The sequence below is a fragment of the Stenotrophomonas sp. genome (assembly GCF_050737575.1).
Taxonomy (GTDB): Bacteria; Pseudomonadota; Gammaproteobacteria; order Xanthomonadales; family Xanthomonadaceae; genus Stenotrophomonas.
Genome location: NZ_JBOHXW010000003.1, coordinates 226178 through 243473, shown reverse-complemented (window position 1 = coordinate 243473; position 17296 = coordinate 226178). Strand labels below are relative to the sequence as shown.

At 62.5% G+C, this 17296-nt stretch carries 8 protein-coding genes; all 8 read left to right on the top strand.

Annotated elements, in window-relative coordinates; translation table 11 throughout:
- The first annotated feature begins 269 nt into the window (after window positions 1-269).
- The gene (locus ACREP4_RS07250; protein ID WP_431595503.1) at window positions 270-5216 is read left to right on the top strand and encodes an AAA domain-containing protein; all 4947 of its coding nucleotides are present in this window, start codon (window positions 270-272) and stop codon (window positions 5214-5216) included.
- A 478-nt stretch (window positions 5217-5694) separates the two neighbouring features.
- Window positions 5695-6549: an HpcH/HpaI aldolase/citrate lyase family protein gene (locus tag ACREP4_RS07245; protein WP_431595502.1), complete on the top strand. Its 855-nt coding sequence runs from the start codon at window positions 5695-5697 to the stop codon at window positions 6547-6549.
- 57 nt (window positions 6550-6606) lie between these two features.
- A complete protein-coding gene (locus ACREP4_RS07240; protein ID WP_431595501.1) occupies window positions 6607-9021 on the top strand; it encodes a sodium:solute symporter family transporter in 2415 nt (804 codons plus the stop codon).
- Between the two features lie 194 nt (window positions 9022-9215).
- Window positions 9216-10094, top strand: coding sequence for a LysR family transcriptional regulator (locus tag ACREP4_RS07235; RefSeq protein ID WP_431595500.1), 879 nt, complete (start codon window positions 9216-9218; stop codon window positions 10092-10094).
- Between the two features lie 484 nt (window positions 10095-10578).
- The gene (locus ACREP4_RS07230; protein ID WP_431595499.1) at window positions 10579-12750 is read left to right on the top strand and encodes a TonB-dependent receptor; all 2172 of its coding nucleotides are present in this window, start codon (window positions 10579-10581) and stop codon (window positions 12748-12750) included.
- Window positions 12751-12860: 110 nt separating this feature from the next.
- A complete protein-coding gene (locus ACREP4_RS07225) occupies window positions 12861-14996 on the top strand; it encodes a TonB-dependent receptor (RefSeq protein WP_431595498.1) in 2136 nt (711 codons plus the stop codon).
- 140 nt (window positions 14997-15136) lie between these two features.
- A complete protein-coding gene (locus ACREP4_RS07220; protein ID WP_431595497.1) occupies window positions 15137-16345 on the top strand; it encodes a serine hydrolase domain-containing protein in 1209 nt (402 codons plus the stop codon).
- A complete protein-coding gene (locus tag ACREP4_RS07215; RefSeq protein WP_431595496.1) occupies window positions 16342-17295 on the top strand; it encodes a ribokinase in 954 nt (317 codons plus the stop codon). The genes ACREP4_RS07220 and ACREP4_RS07215 overlap by 4 nt, the downstream gene beginning before the upstream one ends.
- Window position 17296 lies beyond the last annotated feature (1 nt).

The window sequence follows — 17296 nt, the reverse complement described above, 5'->3', positions numbered from 1 at the left end:
AAGATTCGGCATCGGCAAGTCCGATGCCGAATTTGTCTCGAGATACCTCCGGTTCAATCATCGCTCATGCCTGAGCCCCGCCTGCTGGCTGCCGCAAGGCAAAAGCTTGCCTCCCATCCATTGCCTTAGTAGAAGCGGGATGGCCAGGAAGCAGGGGACTCATCCTTGCGACATCAGTGATCCCCGAAAACGCTGCCAGTAAATGCCGGCCCGCTCGTAATCCACGCTAGAATTCACAGGTGCTGGAAGCATGAATCACTGAGCCCAATATGAGCGGGCGCAACGCCTCCAATCGTCAGGAGGCATTGAACATGGCACGGGAATCCATGAGCCTAAGACCCTTTTTCAACACCAGCACGCAGGAACTCGCGGCGCTGTTTGATACCGCAGCAGCGCAGCAGGATCTAGCAACGCTGAAGGCTTTGGCCCACGAGCTCAGACATCGCGACCGGCCGGCTGCCCAGCAGCTGAAGCGCAAGCTCTATGTTTTTCTCAAGGCGCAGAAGAAGCCGACTCTGCAGCAAGCGCCAGATACTCCTGTGGCTGACCCACCAGATATCAGTCTTGAAGCGGCAGTAGACGCTTCGCCGAAACTCGAGTCCGCCCCGCTCCCCTCTCCTCTCAATCAGCAGGCCCCGAAGCGTATGACGGATCCCCACATCATCGAGCGCTTGAAGGGCCTGCTGGAGTACGTGCGGCAGACTGCTTACCTGAAAGGCAAGCCAACTCGCCAGATCGAGCAACACGGCAGCTTCAAAGCCTACGAGCATGAGTTGCAGGGATTACCTGGAATTCATTTCGATACCAGCATGGCAGACGACGACACGTGGCTGCGGGTGGAGCGTCTGCACGAAAGCAAGCCCCCGGCCCCGCAAACGCGCTTGCTGGGCGCACTGATCGCCCAGTCCAACACCCCGGCCAAGGGACCTGGATTGGTATCACACGTCAGTCGCACGCAGCTGAGCGCTCTTGGAATCGAAGCTCCGCCGTTGGCAGAAGGCGAGAACCCCGAGCACGCACTGGCAATCGATGCCTTGTTGATCAAGGAACAGCTGCACAGCGAACTTAAGACCTATATCACCCATGTCTGGCAGCCATGGGCTGAGAAGGAAAAGGAAGTCCGCAAGACAATTTCAAAGTACGCGGATCTGTTTGCCAGCTACCAGATGCTGCAAGGCAACCTGGTGGATTCACCGTTGGAGCTGGTACTGGGTGTGGGCTTGGCAATATGGGAGCTGCCGGATGGCGGCAAGCTGGCCTATCCATTGATTTCGCAGTTGGTGGAACTGTCCATAGACGAGCACAGTCATGCCATCGAAGTGCGCCCCCGCTCGCTGGATGCGCGCCTGGAGCTTGATGTCTTTACCGCGCTGGACAACCCGGGCGTCGCCGAGGTTGCCCGGCTTGGCAAGGAGCACTTCAAAAGTGGAGATGGACAGGTTAACCCCTTCATCCCCAGCACCTTCGAACCAGTACTGAAAGCCGCCTCCTCGCTGCTGGACAGCAAGGGCGCCTATTGGCCGTCGCACACCGCACCGGATGATCGCCAGCTACCCAACGCGGGCGAGCACCTGCTGGTCACCGATACCTGGGTGCTGTTTGTGCGACCGCGTACGTCCAACCTATTCGTGCAGGACCTGGAGCGCTTTGAGGCCTTGGTGGAAACCGGGGTGGATCTGGACACGCTCTCTCCGGCCACATTGGCATTGCTGGCCGATCCATCGCAGCAGATCCGTGAGCCGGCACCGGCCAACTACCGTGGCCTGTCCAACATCGACCGTCAGGCTGGCACCTCGGCCAAGGCCAAAGATCTGTTCTTCCCGATGCCCTACAACGATGAGCAGGTGCAGATCGTGCACATGCTGGACCATCAGGACGGCGTCGTTGTGCAGGGCCCTCCGGGTACCGGCAAGACCCACACCATCGCCAATGTCATTTCGCATTACCTGGCTTTGGGCAAGCGTGTGCTGGTCACGTCGATGAAGGATCCTGCATTGGCGGTTCTGCAGGAAAAGCTTCCCGCTGAGATCCGCCCACTGGCAATCAGCCTGCTCAGCAGCGAAGCCGACGGGATGAAACAGTTTGAACATGCCATTCGGCATATCGCTGCTGAAGTCAGCCGCATCAACAAACAGGAAATGCGCACGCAGATCGATCAGTACGAATCGGATATTGACCGCCTGCATGGCCAGATAGCCAAGACGGAATACAAGATCGGACAGTGGGCAAAGATAAACCTCGAGCCTATTTCACTGGACGGCGATGTATTGCAACCGCTGGATATCGCCAAGGAGGTTGCCCTGCACATGGCTGAAGCCGCCTGGATCTCCGACCCACTGACGATTGCAGCCGAACATCGCCCGCAGTTTGGAGATGCGGACATCGTTGCGCTGCGTAATGCGCGCATGGCCTTGGCCGAAGACCTGCCGTTGCTGCAGCAGCACCTACCTGCGCTGGATGCGTTCCCGGAGGCAACAAAGCTGCAGCAGGTCCACTTGGATCTGGGCCGTCTGGTGGAATTGAATGCGCAGGTGAGCAATGCCGTGCTGCCGCCATTGCGTGATACGCAACAAGCCACGGTGGATGAGGCAATCCTGCTGCATACCCGCGTTTTCGGTCTACGTAAGAGCCGCGAATGGGTGGACAACCTGGGCTATGACTGGCTACAGCAGCTGGAACGACGGATGCGTCAGGCCGATCCACAGGATGCGCTACTCAAGCTTCTCTCCGCGATCCGCATCGAAATCCGCGATCTACTCGCCTACCGCACGCAGTTTGTTGCACGCCCGGTGATCGCGCCTGAGGGGCTGACAAGCAACCCAGAAGTAATGGATGCCATCGACAATCTGGCGCAGGGCAAGAAGCCATTTGGACTGGCCGGACTGTTTGGCAAGTCTGCTGAGAAGAAGCTGATCGAACAGATCCAGCTGGTTGGGAAGACTCCTGAAGGAGAAGGCGATTGGGTGCATGTATTGCAGTACCTGCGCTTCCTTCAGAGCTGCAATGCGATGGTTATGCGCTGGGATGCCTTGGCGCTGGAGCTTGGTCTGCCCAGCTTCAGCACGCCACGGGCGTTGATCATGCAGGGCAGCGACTACCTGCTGGCATTGGACAAGATGCAGCACCTTCTGCGGGAAGAGAACGCGGTTGCGGATCTGCTTCAAGCACTGCTGCCGACGTGGCAGGAAGCGGGAAGGAAGCCATACGACAGCAAGCGTCTGCAACAGGCACTTGAGATTCTGGATAGCAATCTCACCCGCAACCGGCTGACCGATACATGGCAGGTGAAAAGCCGCTTTATTGAGGCCCTGTCCGGCGCCGAGGGGGGGATTGTCGATGCGATCAGTGCGTTCTTGAATGACCGATTGGGTGACAGCGCGGTACAAGAGACCGAGCTGATGGCCGAGTGGACCACACTGATGACGGAGCTGCGTCGTCAGCACGGCAGGCGTCCACTGCTGCAATGCGTACAGGAGACAAGCGCAAAGATTGAAGCATCCGGCGCCCCGAAATGGGCACAACAACTGCGTACCGAGCCCGCAACAGCAGCACAGGACCCGCAGCTACCCGACAACTGGAAGGCACTTTGGCGCTATCGACGCCTGCTGACCTTGGTCGAATCCATGGATGGCAGGGCCGAGCTGGCATTGTTATCGAGGCAGCGAAATGAGCTGGAAAAGGACCTGTCCCGGCTTTATCAAAAAGCGATAACAACACGAACCTGGCTGAAGATGGCCGAGAAGGCGACGCCGATGGTTCGATCAGCGCTTGAGGCCTACCGTGTCGCGATCTCACGCATCGGTCGTGGCACGGGAGTACGCGCGCCGCGCTACCGAAAAGACGCACGCGATGCTGCCGCACAGGCCAGCCCCGCCATTCCTTGCTGGATCATGCCGCACTATCGGATCAGCGAGTCGTTGCCGGTTGCGTTGGGAGAATTTGACCTTGTCATCATCGATGAGGCCTCGCAGTCGGATTTGACGGCAATGCCTGCGCTGTTACGAGCGAAGAAGGTGTTGATCGTCGGCGATGACCAGCAGGTCTCGCCGGAAGGCGTTGGACTGGAGGAAGAGAAGATACGAAGCCTGATGGGCCAGTTCCTTGGCAAGCAGGTGGGGCTGTATCGGCCACAGATGTCCCCGGACAAATCCATCTACGACTTGTTCAAGGTGGTGTTTGCCCAAGGCCAGATCATGCTGCGCGAGCACTTCCGCTGCGTGGGGCCGATCATCGAGTACTCCAAGCGCGAGTTCTACAACCACGAGCTGCGGCCGTTGCGCATGCCGCTTGCCTCCGAGCGCATGGACCCGCCGTTGATCGACGTGCATGTGATCGATGGACAACGTGGGAACGGCAAGACCAATCAGGGTGAAGCGCTCTTCATTCTGGAAGAAATACGGAAGATCGTCGGCGATCAGAGCATGAGCCGCCGCAGCATTGGTGTTGTGTCGCTGCTGGGCAGTGAACAAGCTCAGCTGATTTGGAACCTGGTCGTAAAGGAACTTGGGGAGGATGCAGTCCAGCGCCACCAGATGGCCTTTGGTGATGCCCGCACCTTCCAAGGCAAGGAGCGCGATATTGTCTTTCTGTCCATGGTTGATTCGGGCCGTGCTCAGGCCTCGTCTCAGGACATGTTCCGTCAGCGTTACAACGTCGCGGCCTCACGCGCACGTGACCGGATGTACCTTGTGCGCAGCATCACCCAGGACGAACTCAGCAAGACTGATAAATTGCGGAGCAGTCTGATACAGCACTTCCAGACCCCATACACCCAGAACGAAGAGGAAGTGAGTGACCTTCGCCAGTTGTGCGAGTCACCCTTCGAGCGCGAAGTGTTTGATGCCCTTGTTGAACGCGGCTATCGCGTGCAGCCTCAGGTGAAGGTGGGCAGCTACCGCATCGATCTTGTCGTGGAGGGGGAGCGGGATGCACGCTTGGCTGTCGAGTGTGACGGCGACAGATATCACGGGCCAGATCAATGGGAGCACGATATGAGGCGTCAGCGCGTGCTGGAGCGCGCGGGTTGGCACTTCTGGCGCTGTTTCGCTTCGAACTTCGTTCTGCACCGCGACGCATTGCTTGCTGATTTGACCGAGGCGCTGCAACGGCGAGGCATTGAACCCATGGCTGCACAGAGCGAGGTTCGCAGCCTGCACAGCCAAAGCCGAACTTACGAGGCATTTCCATGTGAGGCCAACGCCGATGTCGCTATCTGATTGGGATGGTGGGAATCAGGCGGCGCCTGAACGGCGCTCATCTATCCGCCCCGCAACGAGAACTTCGCTGAGATTTGTTCCGCCTAACCTGCCTCGCTCCTCCCCTTACACCAACGAGAAGTAGCAAGGGTTTTCTGCTTGATGGCGCAGCACGTGCACGATCAAAAGCGCCCCCCACCCGCCCCTTCGGGGCAGTCCCCCGCAGGCGGGAGAGGGGATGGCCGCGCGGTGTCGTAGACGGAGCTGCGGACTGGGAGGCTTTTTACCTTCCCTCTCCACCCCTTCCCTCCGCCGTTTGCGTAAGGAAGGGAGTGAAATGGCGCACACCCAGCAGCGTCGCTCTTCCCCATTCATTAAACCGGGTTTAAGCCGAAGCTCCCGGATAACAACAAAAACTATCTCGTGAATGTCGGGGAACACACTTCTACAGTGTTCTGGTTCCCGCGCAGACTGCCTCGCAAGGTTTAGAGGGAACCCCATGCGTAGCAAGCTGTTTGTGCCCGGCGCGCGTCCGGAGCTGTTCGACAAGGCCATGGCCAGCCAGGCCGATGCCCTGTCTTTCGATCTGGAAGATTCGGTGCCCGAGGCCGGCAAGCAGGCCGCGCGTGAGCAGGTGGCGGCGTTTTTAAGCCGCGCCGGCGTTGCCGATGCCGGCAAGCTGTTGATTGTGCGTACCAATGGCACCGACAGCCCGCACTTTGCCGCTGACCTCAAGGCCGTTGCGCTGCCCGGCGTGTGGTTGCTCAACATTCCCAAGATCGAATCGGCCGCCCAGGTCCGCGAGGCCGTGGCCGCGCTGGAACTGGCCGAGGCCGACAACGGCGTCCGTCATCCGATCGGGCTGCTGCTCACTATCGAAACCCCACGCGGGCTGCGCTTGGCCGCCGAGCTGGCGGCGGCGCATCCGCGTGTGGCCGGCTTGCAGCTGGGCTTGGGCGATCTGTTCGCGCCCAACGGCATTGCCCGTGACCCGGCCAACGTGCACGGCGTGCTGTTGGCGATGAAGCTGGCCGCCGCCGAAGCCGGCGTGTTTGCTTGTGATGGCGCGTGGCCGGATGTGGCCGACAGCGAGGGCTTCCGTATCGAGGCCGAGCTGGCCTGCAAGCTGGGTTTCATCGGCAAGAGCTGCATCCATCCGCGCCAGGTGGACTCGGCCAATGCGGTGTTCAGCGTGCCGCAGGCCCTGGTGGAAGAAGCACAGCGTATTGTTGCCGCCGCGCGCCAGGCCGATGCCCAGGGCCGCGGTGCATTTCTGTTCGAGGGCCGCATGGTCGACCTGCCTTATCTACGCCGGGCCGAAGCCATCGTCGCCGGGGCCGGGCGCGCCCACTGATCCAACTGTCGCGTGACGGCCTGCCGTCACTTCTGATTTCTTTGCGGGGCTTATCCCATGTCCAAGCTTTCGGCCATCACACCGGCCACCCTGAAGCAGCATTTCACTCTCGGCTTCCGCCTGCTGGTGGCCGTCACGCTGCTGGCGCTGAGCGGGTTCGCCTCGGCCGAAAGCCTGAACTCCGTGGCCACCGGCAGCTTGCCGGCATTGCCCGACAAGGCAACGTCACAGCGCTTGTTGACGGTGGACGGCCGCTTGCTTGCGCTGTCCGACGACCGTGCCTGGTCGCTGGCCAAGGGTGCAAAAACCTGGAACCCGCTGCAGCTGGGCAAACTGCAGCCCGGCACGATCCGCGGCAGCGCAACGGTCAACGGTGCCCACTGGTTGCTGCTGGGCACCGATGCCGCGCACAGCGATCATCTGGAACAGGTCAGCGTGAAGGGCGATGCGCTGCTCAGCACGCGCAGCCAACCGCTGCCCACGCCGCTGGCCGACGCGGTACTCACCGCGTTGGACGGCACCTTGTATGTCGCCGGCGTGGATGACGCCGGCACGACCCAGCTGTACCGAAAATCGGTCGATGCCGCGCAGTGGCAGCCCGCCCCGTTGTGGGCGAGCAATGCACCGGCCGCAGCGCTGCAGGCGCAGAAGGGCGCGCTGTATGTGATCGATGCGCCTGCATCCGGCGCCCAGCAGTTGTGGCGCTGGACCACCGAAAAAGGCTGGCAGGCCGTGCCCGGCGCCAACGGCACGCTGGTGCCCGGCTCGCTGCGTTCGCTGGGCCAGGCGCATTTGCTGATGCAGGTGCGTGATGCGAGCGGTGCGGTCAGCGCGCGTACGTTCCACACCATCACCAGTGCCTGGGCGGACCTGGACGACACCAGCGCCAACGCACCGATCGCCACCACCACGTGGGGCAACGGCTTGGCCTGGGCTGGCGGCGACGGCAGTTTCCACACCTTTGAACTGCAGAGCAGCAAGCACCTGCTGGGCTGGCTGGACTGGTCGGTGATCGTCGTCTACCTGGCCGCGATGCTGGGCATCGGCGCCTGGTTCTACTTCCAGGAAAAGCACGGCAGCACCTCGGATTTCTTCGTCGGTGGCCGCAGCATTCCGTTCTGGGCGGCCGGCATCAGCCTGTATGCCACCAACACCAGCTCGATCAGCTTCATCGCCATCCCGGCCAAAGCATTCGAGACCAACTGGCAGTACCTGACCAACAACCTGATCGCGGTCGTCGGCCTGATGTTCGTGGCGATCTGGATCGTGCCGCTGCTGCGCCGGCTGGATTTGATGAGCGTGTTTTCCTATCTGGAAACCCGCTTCCACCCGGCCATCCGCATGCTCGCCAGCGGGTTGTGCATCGTGATGCAGATCGGCAGCCGCATGAGCGTGATTCTGTTCCTGCCGGCGCTGGCCATTTCCACCATCACCGGCGTGGACGTGCTGTGGAGCATCATGCTGATGGGCGTGTTCACCATCATCTACACCACGATGGGTGGCATGAAGGCGGTGATCTGGACCGATTTCGTGCAGGTGTTCGTGATGTTTGGTGGCGCTATTTTCGCCATCGGCTTCATCATCCAGCAGATCAATGGCGGCGTGCCGGAGTTCCTGGCCTCGGCCATGGCCGAGAACAAGACCCAGCTGTTCGACTTCAGCTTCGACCTGACCAAGGCCACCGTGTGGGGCTTCATCTTCCTGGTGGTGTTCGACGTGGTGCTGACGTTCCCGAAGGACCAGGTGCTGATGCAGCGCGTGCTTTCGACCAAGTCGGACAAGGAAGCCGGGCGCTCGATCTGGACCTTCGCGGCGATGATGATACCCGGCGGTTTCATCTTCTACGGCATCGGCACCGCGCTGTGGGTGTACTACAAGAACAACCCGGAGCGGCTCAACCCGCTGCTGCCCATTGATGCCACCTTCCCGTTGTTCATCGCCGCCGAACTGCCTGCCGGCGTCACCGGGCTGATCATCGCCGGCATCTTCGCCGCGGCCATGTCCACGCTGTCGAGCATCATCAACAGTGTCTCCACGCTGGCCTCGGTGGACTTCTACGAGAAGTTCAAGAAGGACGCCACGCCCAAGCAGAGCGTGCGCTTCGCCGAATGGATCGGCGTGGCGGTGGGCCTGATCGCCATCGGCATCGCGCTGGTGATGAGCCGTTATGACATCCACTCGCTGTTCGACGTGTCCATCGAACTGGCCGGCCTGCTCGGCGGCGGCTTTGCCGGTGCCTATACGCTGGGCATGTTCACCCGCCGCGCCAACTGGCAGGGCGTGGCCATCGGCGTCGCCGGCAGCATCCTCATCACCCTGGCGTGCTGGACGATGGACCTGGTGCACCCGTACTTCTACCTGGCCATCTCGATCCTGTTGTGCATCGTGATCGGCTACCTCGCCAGCCTGTTCTTCCCGGCGCCCACGCGCTCGCTGAAGGGCCTGACGATCTACAAGCAGGATGCGGTGTGAAAATCCGGCCGCTGCAGTGACGTAAAATCCGCTGCAGGTCGAACTCCCCGCTTCCGTTTACGGCAGCGGGTGCCCGAAGGGCGGATGAGCGCGATCTTGGCTGGAAGCTTCCCCTCGCCCCCGACCCCTCTCCTGTAAACGGGAGAGGAAAGCCTTGATTACGGGACGTCACGCAAGCTTCAAGAGATAAAACCGTGGAAACCCAGTTTCTCAACACCTTTGTCACCGTCGTGGACCGTGGCTCGATGGCAGCGGCCGCACGTTCGCTGCACATCACGCCCGCCGCCGTGGCGCAGCAGATCCGCACGCTGGAGCGTGAGCTGGGCGCGCCGTTGATCGCGCGCGCCGGGCGCACCGTCAGCGTCACCGAGGAAGGTGCACGCATCCTGCAGCGCGCGCGCGACCTGCTGCGTGGCGTGGCCGACCTGCGCAGCGTCGCCAACGAAACCGGCATGGCCGGCGAGCTGCGGCTGGGCGCCTGCCCGACCGCGCTGGGCGGACTGGTGCCGGACATCCTGGCGCGGATGGTGGCCAAGTTCCCGGAGATCAACGTTTTCATCAAACCCGGTTATTCGGCCGACCTGTACGGCGCGGTGGAATCGGGTGACCTGGATGCGGCGATGGTGCTGCAGGCGCCGTTCTCGCTGCCCAAGACCTGTGATTGGCAACTGCTGCGCGAAGAACCCCTGGTGGTGCTGGCACCCGCGCGTCTGGCCGGTTGCGATCCGCACCAGCTGCTGCGCGAGCAACCGCTGATCCGCTACGACCGCCACGAATGGGGCGGCCGCCAGGCCGATGAATATCTGCGCCGCGTCGGCATCGTGCCGCGCGAGCGGTTCGAGTTGAACGCACTGAACGCGATCGCGGTGATGGTGGATCGCGGGCTGGGCGTGTCGCTGGTGCCCGATTGGGCAAAGCCGTGGCCCGAAGGGATTTCGGTGGCGCGCATTGCGTTGCCCGAACCGAGCGAGCCGCGCCGTATCGGCATGGTCTGGTCACGCGCCTCGGTACGCCTGCGCCAGGTCAACGTGTTGCTTGACGAAGCGCGCACCGCCTTGCTGCAAGCGCAGTAATTAGGACTGCGCCGCAGCGTCGGAGGGAATATCAGCAACTGCGTTGCCGATGATTGGGTGATTTGAAACCGTCGTCGAAGGGCTTTCTCCCTTCTCCCGCATGCGGGAGAAGGTGCCCCGGAGGGGCGGATGAGGACAGCACTTTTCGCGTGAAGTGGCGTATTTCAGGCATGAAACGGGCCGCGACCCACCCGCCGATCGCAATGCCGCGCCCGCCTGCGGGAAAGCAGCGCAAAGATCACGCGCAGCCGTCATTCAATCGCAACAAACCCTAGGCAGTGAACATACAGAACCGCGCTTCTATCGCTGCGGAGCCCCGCCTAGTCTCACGCCCAATGCCGGCGCCTTGCGCTGCGGTTCCCTTGCGGAATCCCTCGCGGCCAAACGGTTGAATCAAAGGGGCACAAGTCCCCGTCGTTTTTGACGCAGCCGGCCCCCCTGACCCGCTTCGTCGCATTTTCTTATCTGGGGGGAGAGGAAACAAATGATCAAGCCACTTTCGGCTGCAATCAGCGCCGTACTGCTCGCCAGCGTGATGAGCCCGGCTTTTGCACAAGACGCCGCCACCACGCTGGACCAGGTCATCGTCACCGGCACCCGTACCCCGGTTGCCATCGACAAGGTGCCCGGCGCGGTCACCCTGATCAGCCCGGAACAGGTGCAGCGCACCCTGAACCTGACCGAAGACGCCACCGCCGTGCTCGCACGCATGGTGCCGGGTTATTCCGAATCCTCGCAGGCGATGAGCAACTCCGGTGAGACCCTGCGTGGTCGCGTCGCGCTGCGCCTGTTCGACGGTGTGCCGCAGGGCTCGCCGCTGCGCGAAGGCAGCCGCAACGGCACCTTCACCGACATGGGCGTGATTGGCCGCATTGAAGTCATCAACGGCCCGTCCGCTGCGGAAGGCATCGGCGGCGCCGGTGGCGTGATCAATTACCTGTCCAAGAACCCGGACGTTGAAGGTCACGAAACCACCATCTCCACCCGTTACAGCAGCCAGTTCAAGGACGACAGCGCGCAGTCCAAGATCGGCGTGATGCACACCTACAAGGGCGACGCGGCCGATTTCCTGGTCAGCGGCGCTTACATCGACCGTGGCGTTGCCTACGACGGCGACGGCCGCCGCGTTGGCCTGAACACCTCCGGTTCGCTGTCCGACTCGTACAGCAAGAACCTGTTCCTGAAGGGCGGCTACAACTTTGGCGAAGGCCAGATGCAGCGCATCCAGGCCAGCTACAGCAACTTCCACATCGGCGGCAAGCACAACTACAAGCCGGTGGAAGGCTGCCGCTTCGACCCGGTCGAGTGCCCGGTCCCCAGCACCAACACCGCCGAAAAGGGCTCCATCGCCGGTTCGCTGTCCGAGTTCAACGATTTCGAGCAGTTTGCGGTGAAGTACACCAATGCCGACTTCTTTGGCGGCGACCTGAGCGTTGACGCGTACTGGGCCGACCAGGCCATGCGCTATGTCGCCGAGAACGGCGCCGACCGCCAGCTGGTCAAGCCGGCACCGCCGGAAGCCGAGCGCATCTGGGACCAGTCGGAAATCAACAGCGAGAAGAAGGGCGTGCGCTTCGGCTATGCCTACGGCGACCTGTTCAAGGTGGAAGGCCTGCGCCTGCGTGCTGGCCTGGACCTGGTGGAAGACACCGCCGAGCAGCGCCTGGCGCTGACCAACCGCCTGTGGGTGCCGCCGATGAAGTACACCAGCGTTGCGCCGTACGCGCAGCTGAGCTGGGACATCGGCCCGGTGACGCTGGATGCCGGCGTCCGTCGCGAAGACGGTGAGCTGGAAATCGACAGCTACACCACCGTGGCGTTCCGCGACCACACCCCGGTGCAGGGCGGCAAGATGGATTACAAGGCCAACATGCCCAACTTCGGCGCGATCTGGCGCATCAACGATGAGTGGTCGGTGTTCGCCTCGTACTCCGAAGGCTTCGGCATTGCCAACGTCGGCATCCCGCTGCGCAACATCCAGGCCAACAGCCCGTGCAAGGCCGTGTCCTGCATCGCGGACCTGCAGCCGCTGATCACCGAGAACAAGGAAATCGGCTTCAACTGGCGCGGTGCCCAAGGCCAGGTTGGCGCGTCGGTGTATCGCTCGACGTCTGACTTCGGCTCCACCATGACCATCGACAAGGTCACCGAAGATTTCATCCTGACCCGCGCACCGGTCGAGATCGAAGGCTTCGAGTTGAACAGCGCCTGGACCTTCAACGAGCACTGGAAGGCGACCTTCCTGTACTCGCGCATCCGTGGCCAGACCCAGTACTACCCGGGTTCGGGCATGAAGAAGGAAATGGGCATCCTGGACATCTCGCCGGACAAGGTGAATGCCTCGGTGACGTGGACCCCGATGGACACGCTCAATGCCACGCTGGGCGTGAGCAAGACCTTCAGCCGCGACCTGCGTGAGACCTTCACCAACCCGGCCAATGGCGACGTCTACGAGAACGAAGAGAACACTTACGGCTACGCGCTGTGGGACCTGAGCGTGAACTACGACACCGGCCGCTACGGCCAGCTGTCACTCGGCATCGAGAACCTGTTCGACAAGCAGTACGTGTTGACCTGGTCGCAGCTGCCGGGCTGGCAGAACTACTTCTCCGGCCGCGGCCGGATGGTGTCGCTGTCGCATACGTTCAAGTTCTGATCCGATCTTGATGCAGAAAAAGCGCTGTCATCTTGACAGCGCTTTTTTTAATACGCGCGCCGCTTTGGCGTCAATTGCACCACCACCGCGTTTTGGAGAGAGAGCGCACCATGAAGAATCTTTTGTCATCAAGCATCACCCTGGCCTTGCTGCTGTCGGCAAACGCACACGCGCAGGACACCGCAGCCGCTGCAGGTGACAAGCCCACCGCTACAACGCTGGACAACGTGATTGTCACCGGCACCCGCGCGCCCAAGGCAGTGGACCGCATTCCTGGCGCGGTGAGCATCATCAGCCTGCAGGAAGTGAACAACTCACTGAGCCTTACCGAAGACGCCACCGCGGTGCTGACGCGCACCATTCCCGGCTATTCCGAATCGACCCAGGCCCTGACCAACTCCGGTGAAACGCTGCGCGGCCGCATCGCGCTGCGCTTGTTCGACGGCATCCCGCAGACCTCGCCACTGCGCGAAACCAACCGCGCCGGCAGCTTCACCGACCTGTCCGTGATCGGCCGCATCGAAGTGGTCAACGGCCCCTCCGCGGCCGAAGGCGTCGGCGCGGCCGGCGGCATCATCAACTACATCTCCAAGACGCCGGAAGAAGGCAGCCACACCAGCATCAACACCCGTTACAGCAGCCAGGGCCGTGATGACAGTGATGGCTGGAAAGTCGGGCTGACCTTTGGTCACAAGGAAGATGCCTACGACCTGTTGCTGGCAACGTCCTTCGTTGATCGTGGCATGGCCTACGACGGCAACGGCCGCAAGATCGGCATGCGCGGCTCAGGCACCATCAACGACTCCGAGTCCAAGAACCTGTTCCTGAAGGTAGGCACCAATTTCGGCGAAGCCGACATGCAGCGCCTGCAGGCCACGATCAGCCGCTTCAACCTCACCGGCAAGGGCAACTACACCGGCATCGAGGGTGACCGCGCCAACAACCTCACCTCGACCTCGATCTCCGGCACCCCGCTGGGCGCCAAGACCGAGTTCAACGATTTCAACCAGTTCTCGCTGTCCTACAGCCATGCCGATTTCTTCGGTGGCACCTTGTTGGCCGACGCGTATCGCGCCGACCAGGCGATGCGCTACCCCGCTGAAAACGGCCCGGACAAGCAGGATCCGTTGTTCGCACCGCTGGGCCAGCTGGTCGACCAGTCCGAAGTCAATTCGGAAAAGCGTGGCCTGCGTACCTCGTGGACCCGTGGCCAGCTGTTCGGCGTGGACGGTCTGGAACTGCGTGCCGGCGTGGATGTGGTCAAAGACCTCACCGATCAGCGCCTGGCATTGACCCACCGCGTGTGGGTGCCGCCGATGGAATACAAGAGCACCGCGCCGTACGCACAGCTGTCGTGGGATGTCGGCCCGCTGACGCTCAGCGGCGGCCTGCGCCAGGAAGATGGTGAGTTGAGCGTGGACAGCTACACCACCACGTACTACAACAACCGCGTGTTCGTGGAAGGCGGCAAGCTCAGCTACAAGACTGAACTGCCCAACGTCGGCATGGTCTACCGCTTCACTGATGCGCTGTCGGCGTATGCCTCGTACTCGGAAGGCTTCAGCCTGCCCAACGTCGGCATCCCGCTGCGCAACATCAACAAGCCCGGCCAGAGCGTGAGCGGCATCCTTGATCTGCAGGCGATCATCGTCGAGAACAAGGAAATCGGCTTCAACTGGCGCACCGGCAATGCCACGTTCAGTGGTTCCTACTACCGCAGTTCTTCGGAGCTCGGCGTGTCACTGAGCACCGATCCGATCACCGGCGACTTTGTCATGAACCGTGGCCCGGTCAAGATCAACGGCATCGAGTTCAGCGGCAGCTATGACTTCAGCGACGACCTGAAGATCAACGCGATGTACTCGCACATTGTCGGCAAGACCTGGTTCACCAAGAACGGTCCGCTGGACAAGCGCATGGGCGCCAACGACATCAGCCCGGACAAGATCGGCGTGAATCTGTACTGGCGCGTGGCCGAGCAGGTTGACCTGAACCTGGGTGCGATGACCCTGCTGTCGCGCACGATCAACACCGGCAAGAGCGGCGCCGAGCACACCTCCGGCCGCACCCTGCTGGATCTGAGCGTGAACTACGACACCGGCCGCTTCGGCAAGCTGACCTTGGGCGTGGAGAACCTGTTCAACAAGCAGTACATCCTCACCACGTCCGAAGCCAGCAACAGCAACGACGACTGGATGGCCGGCCGCGGCCGTGTGTTCTCGCTGTCGCACAACATCAACTTCTGATGAAGCTGATCACAGCCAGGGGCCTGCGCCTCGAACGTCGCAATCCCGCCTGCCCCCGCGGCCGGCGGGTTGCGCTGTGGCTGTCCCGTGGTGCCCAAGGCCTGGCCTTGGGCACCGCGTTGTGTCTTGTGGCAATACCCATGACGACGTGCGCCACGCCTGCGGCACACACCGCCGACGCACGGCTGCCAGTGATCGACGCTTTCCTGCAGCAGGCCACCGCTGCGCACGGCTATACCGGCGCGGTCGCACTGGTGCTGCACGACGGCAAAACGGTGCACGCCGCCAGCTACGGCTGGCAGGATCTGGCACACACCAGGCCGATGCGCCGCGACAGTATTTTCCGCATCTATTCGATGACCAAAACCGTGGCCTCGGTGGCCGCGCTGATGCTGGTCGATGAAGGCAAGCTGGGGCTGGACGATCCGGTCGCGCGTCATCTCCCCGAATTTTCAGCGTTGCAACGGTTCGCCGGTGGCAGCGCCCAAACGCCTGTGTTGCGCCCGCTCAACCACACGCTGACCGTGCGCCATCTGCTCACCCATACCTCGGGTTTCGCCGCCGGCGGCGAAGGCTTGGAGGCGGTGACGCAACTGCTGGAACAGCAACAGCTGGGTGACGCCAACAACCTGGCCGAGTACAGCACCAAGCTGGCGCGGGTGCCGCTGGCAACCGAACCGGGCAGCCGCTTCCGGTACGACAGCACCTCCACCGAAACCCTGTCGCGGTTGGTGGAAGTCGTCGCCGGGCAGCCCTTCGAGCAGTTCCTGCAGCAACGCATTTTTGCCCCGCTGGACATGCGCGACACCGGTTTTGACGTGCCGGTGGAACAGCGCGCGCGCGTGGTGGACCTGACCGTGATGGGCGCCGATGGCGCGCTGGTACTGGCCGACGAACCCCATGCACGCGCGCCAGGCACTGCGCTGCGCCCCTATCGCAGTGGCGCTGGCGGGCTGTATTCCACCGCCGACGACTACGCCCACTTTGCGCAGATGCTGCTCGATGGCGGCCAGTTCAACGGCAAGCGCCTGCTGCAGGCCGACACCGTGACGCAGATGCTGCAGAACCAGCTCGTGCATTTTTCACTGCCCAAGCCGGTCACCGAGTTCAGCGATGCTGAAGGCTTCGGCCTGGGCGGCTCGATACTGCTGGACCCGGCGTTGAAGGGCCGCACGGCATCCGTAGGTACATTCGGCTGGTCCGGCGCCGCCTCGACCTATTACACGATCGACCCGGCCAAACACCTGCTGGCGATCTTGATGCTGCAACACCTGCCCGGCGGCAACGACGACCTGCCCCGCATCAGCACTCCGTTCTACAACCTTGTCGATGAGGCGATACATCCATGAACTCTGACCCGCGCAACGGCGTTCTGGTCGCCGGCTCGGCCAATCTCGATTTCGTGGTGCGCGCGGCGCATGTGCCGGCACCGGGTGAAACCGTGCTTGGCCGTGAGTTCCGCACCTTCCCCGGTGGCAAGGGCGCAAATCAAGCGGTGGCCTGTGCGCGTTCCGGCGGTGCAGCGACCCAGATGCTGCTGGCGCTGGGCAACGATGATTTCGCCGCGCCCATCGAAGCTTCGCTGATCGACGCCGGCGTGCAGCTGCACACCGTGCGTGATGCACAACTGCCGACCGGCACCGCCTTCATCTGCCTGTCCGACGATGCCGAGAACGCGATCACCGTCGCGCCCGGCGCCAACATGGCCTTGCAGCCCGAACACCTGCCCGCGCTCGATGGTGTGCAGTGGCTGCTGCTGCAGCTGGAATCGCCGCTGGAATCCGTGCAGGCCTACGCCGCTGCCGCACGCGCTGCCGGCGTGAAAGTCGCCCTGAATGCCGCACCCGCGCAGGTGTTGCCGACTGAACTGCTGGCGCTGCTGGACATGCTGATCGTCAACGAAGGCGAACTGGACGTGGTGGCCGGCAATCCGCCGGATCTGGCCAGCGGCCTGTCGCGTCTGGACGTGCCGTGCGTGATCGTCACCTTGGGCGCGCGCGGCAGCCTGGCGCGTGTCGATGGCGAGACTCTGCTGCAGCCGGCGTTCTCGATTTCGCCGGTCGACACCACCGCTGCAGGCGACACGTTCTGCGGCACCCTGGTGGCCACGCTGGCACGCGGCGAGTCGCTGCAACACGCCCTGCTTGCCGCCAGCGCCGCCTCTGCACTGGCCTGTACGCAGCTGGGCGCACAATCCAGTATTCCCAATCACACCGACGTGGCTGCGCTGCTGGCCGATGCCACGCGCCTGCCCGGTGCCGACGCCCACGCCGCGCTTGCGGCATGGTGCGCGCTGTAAC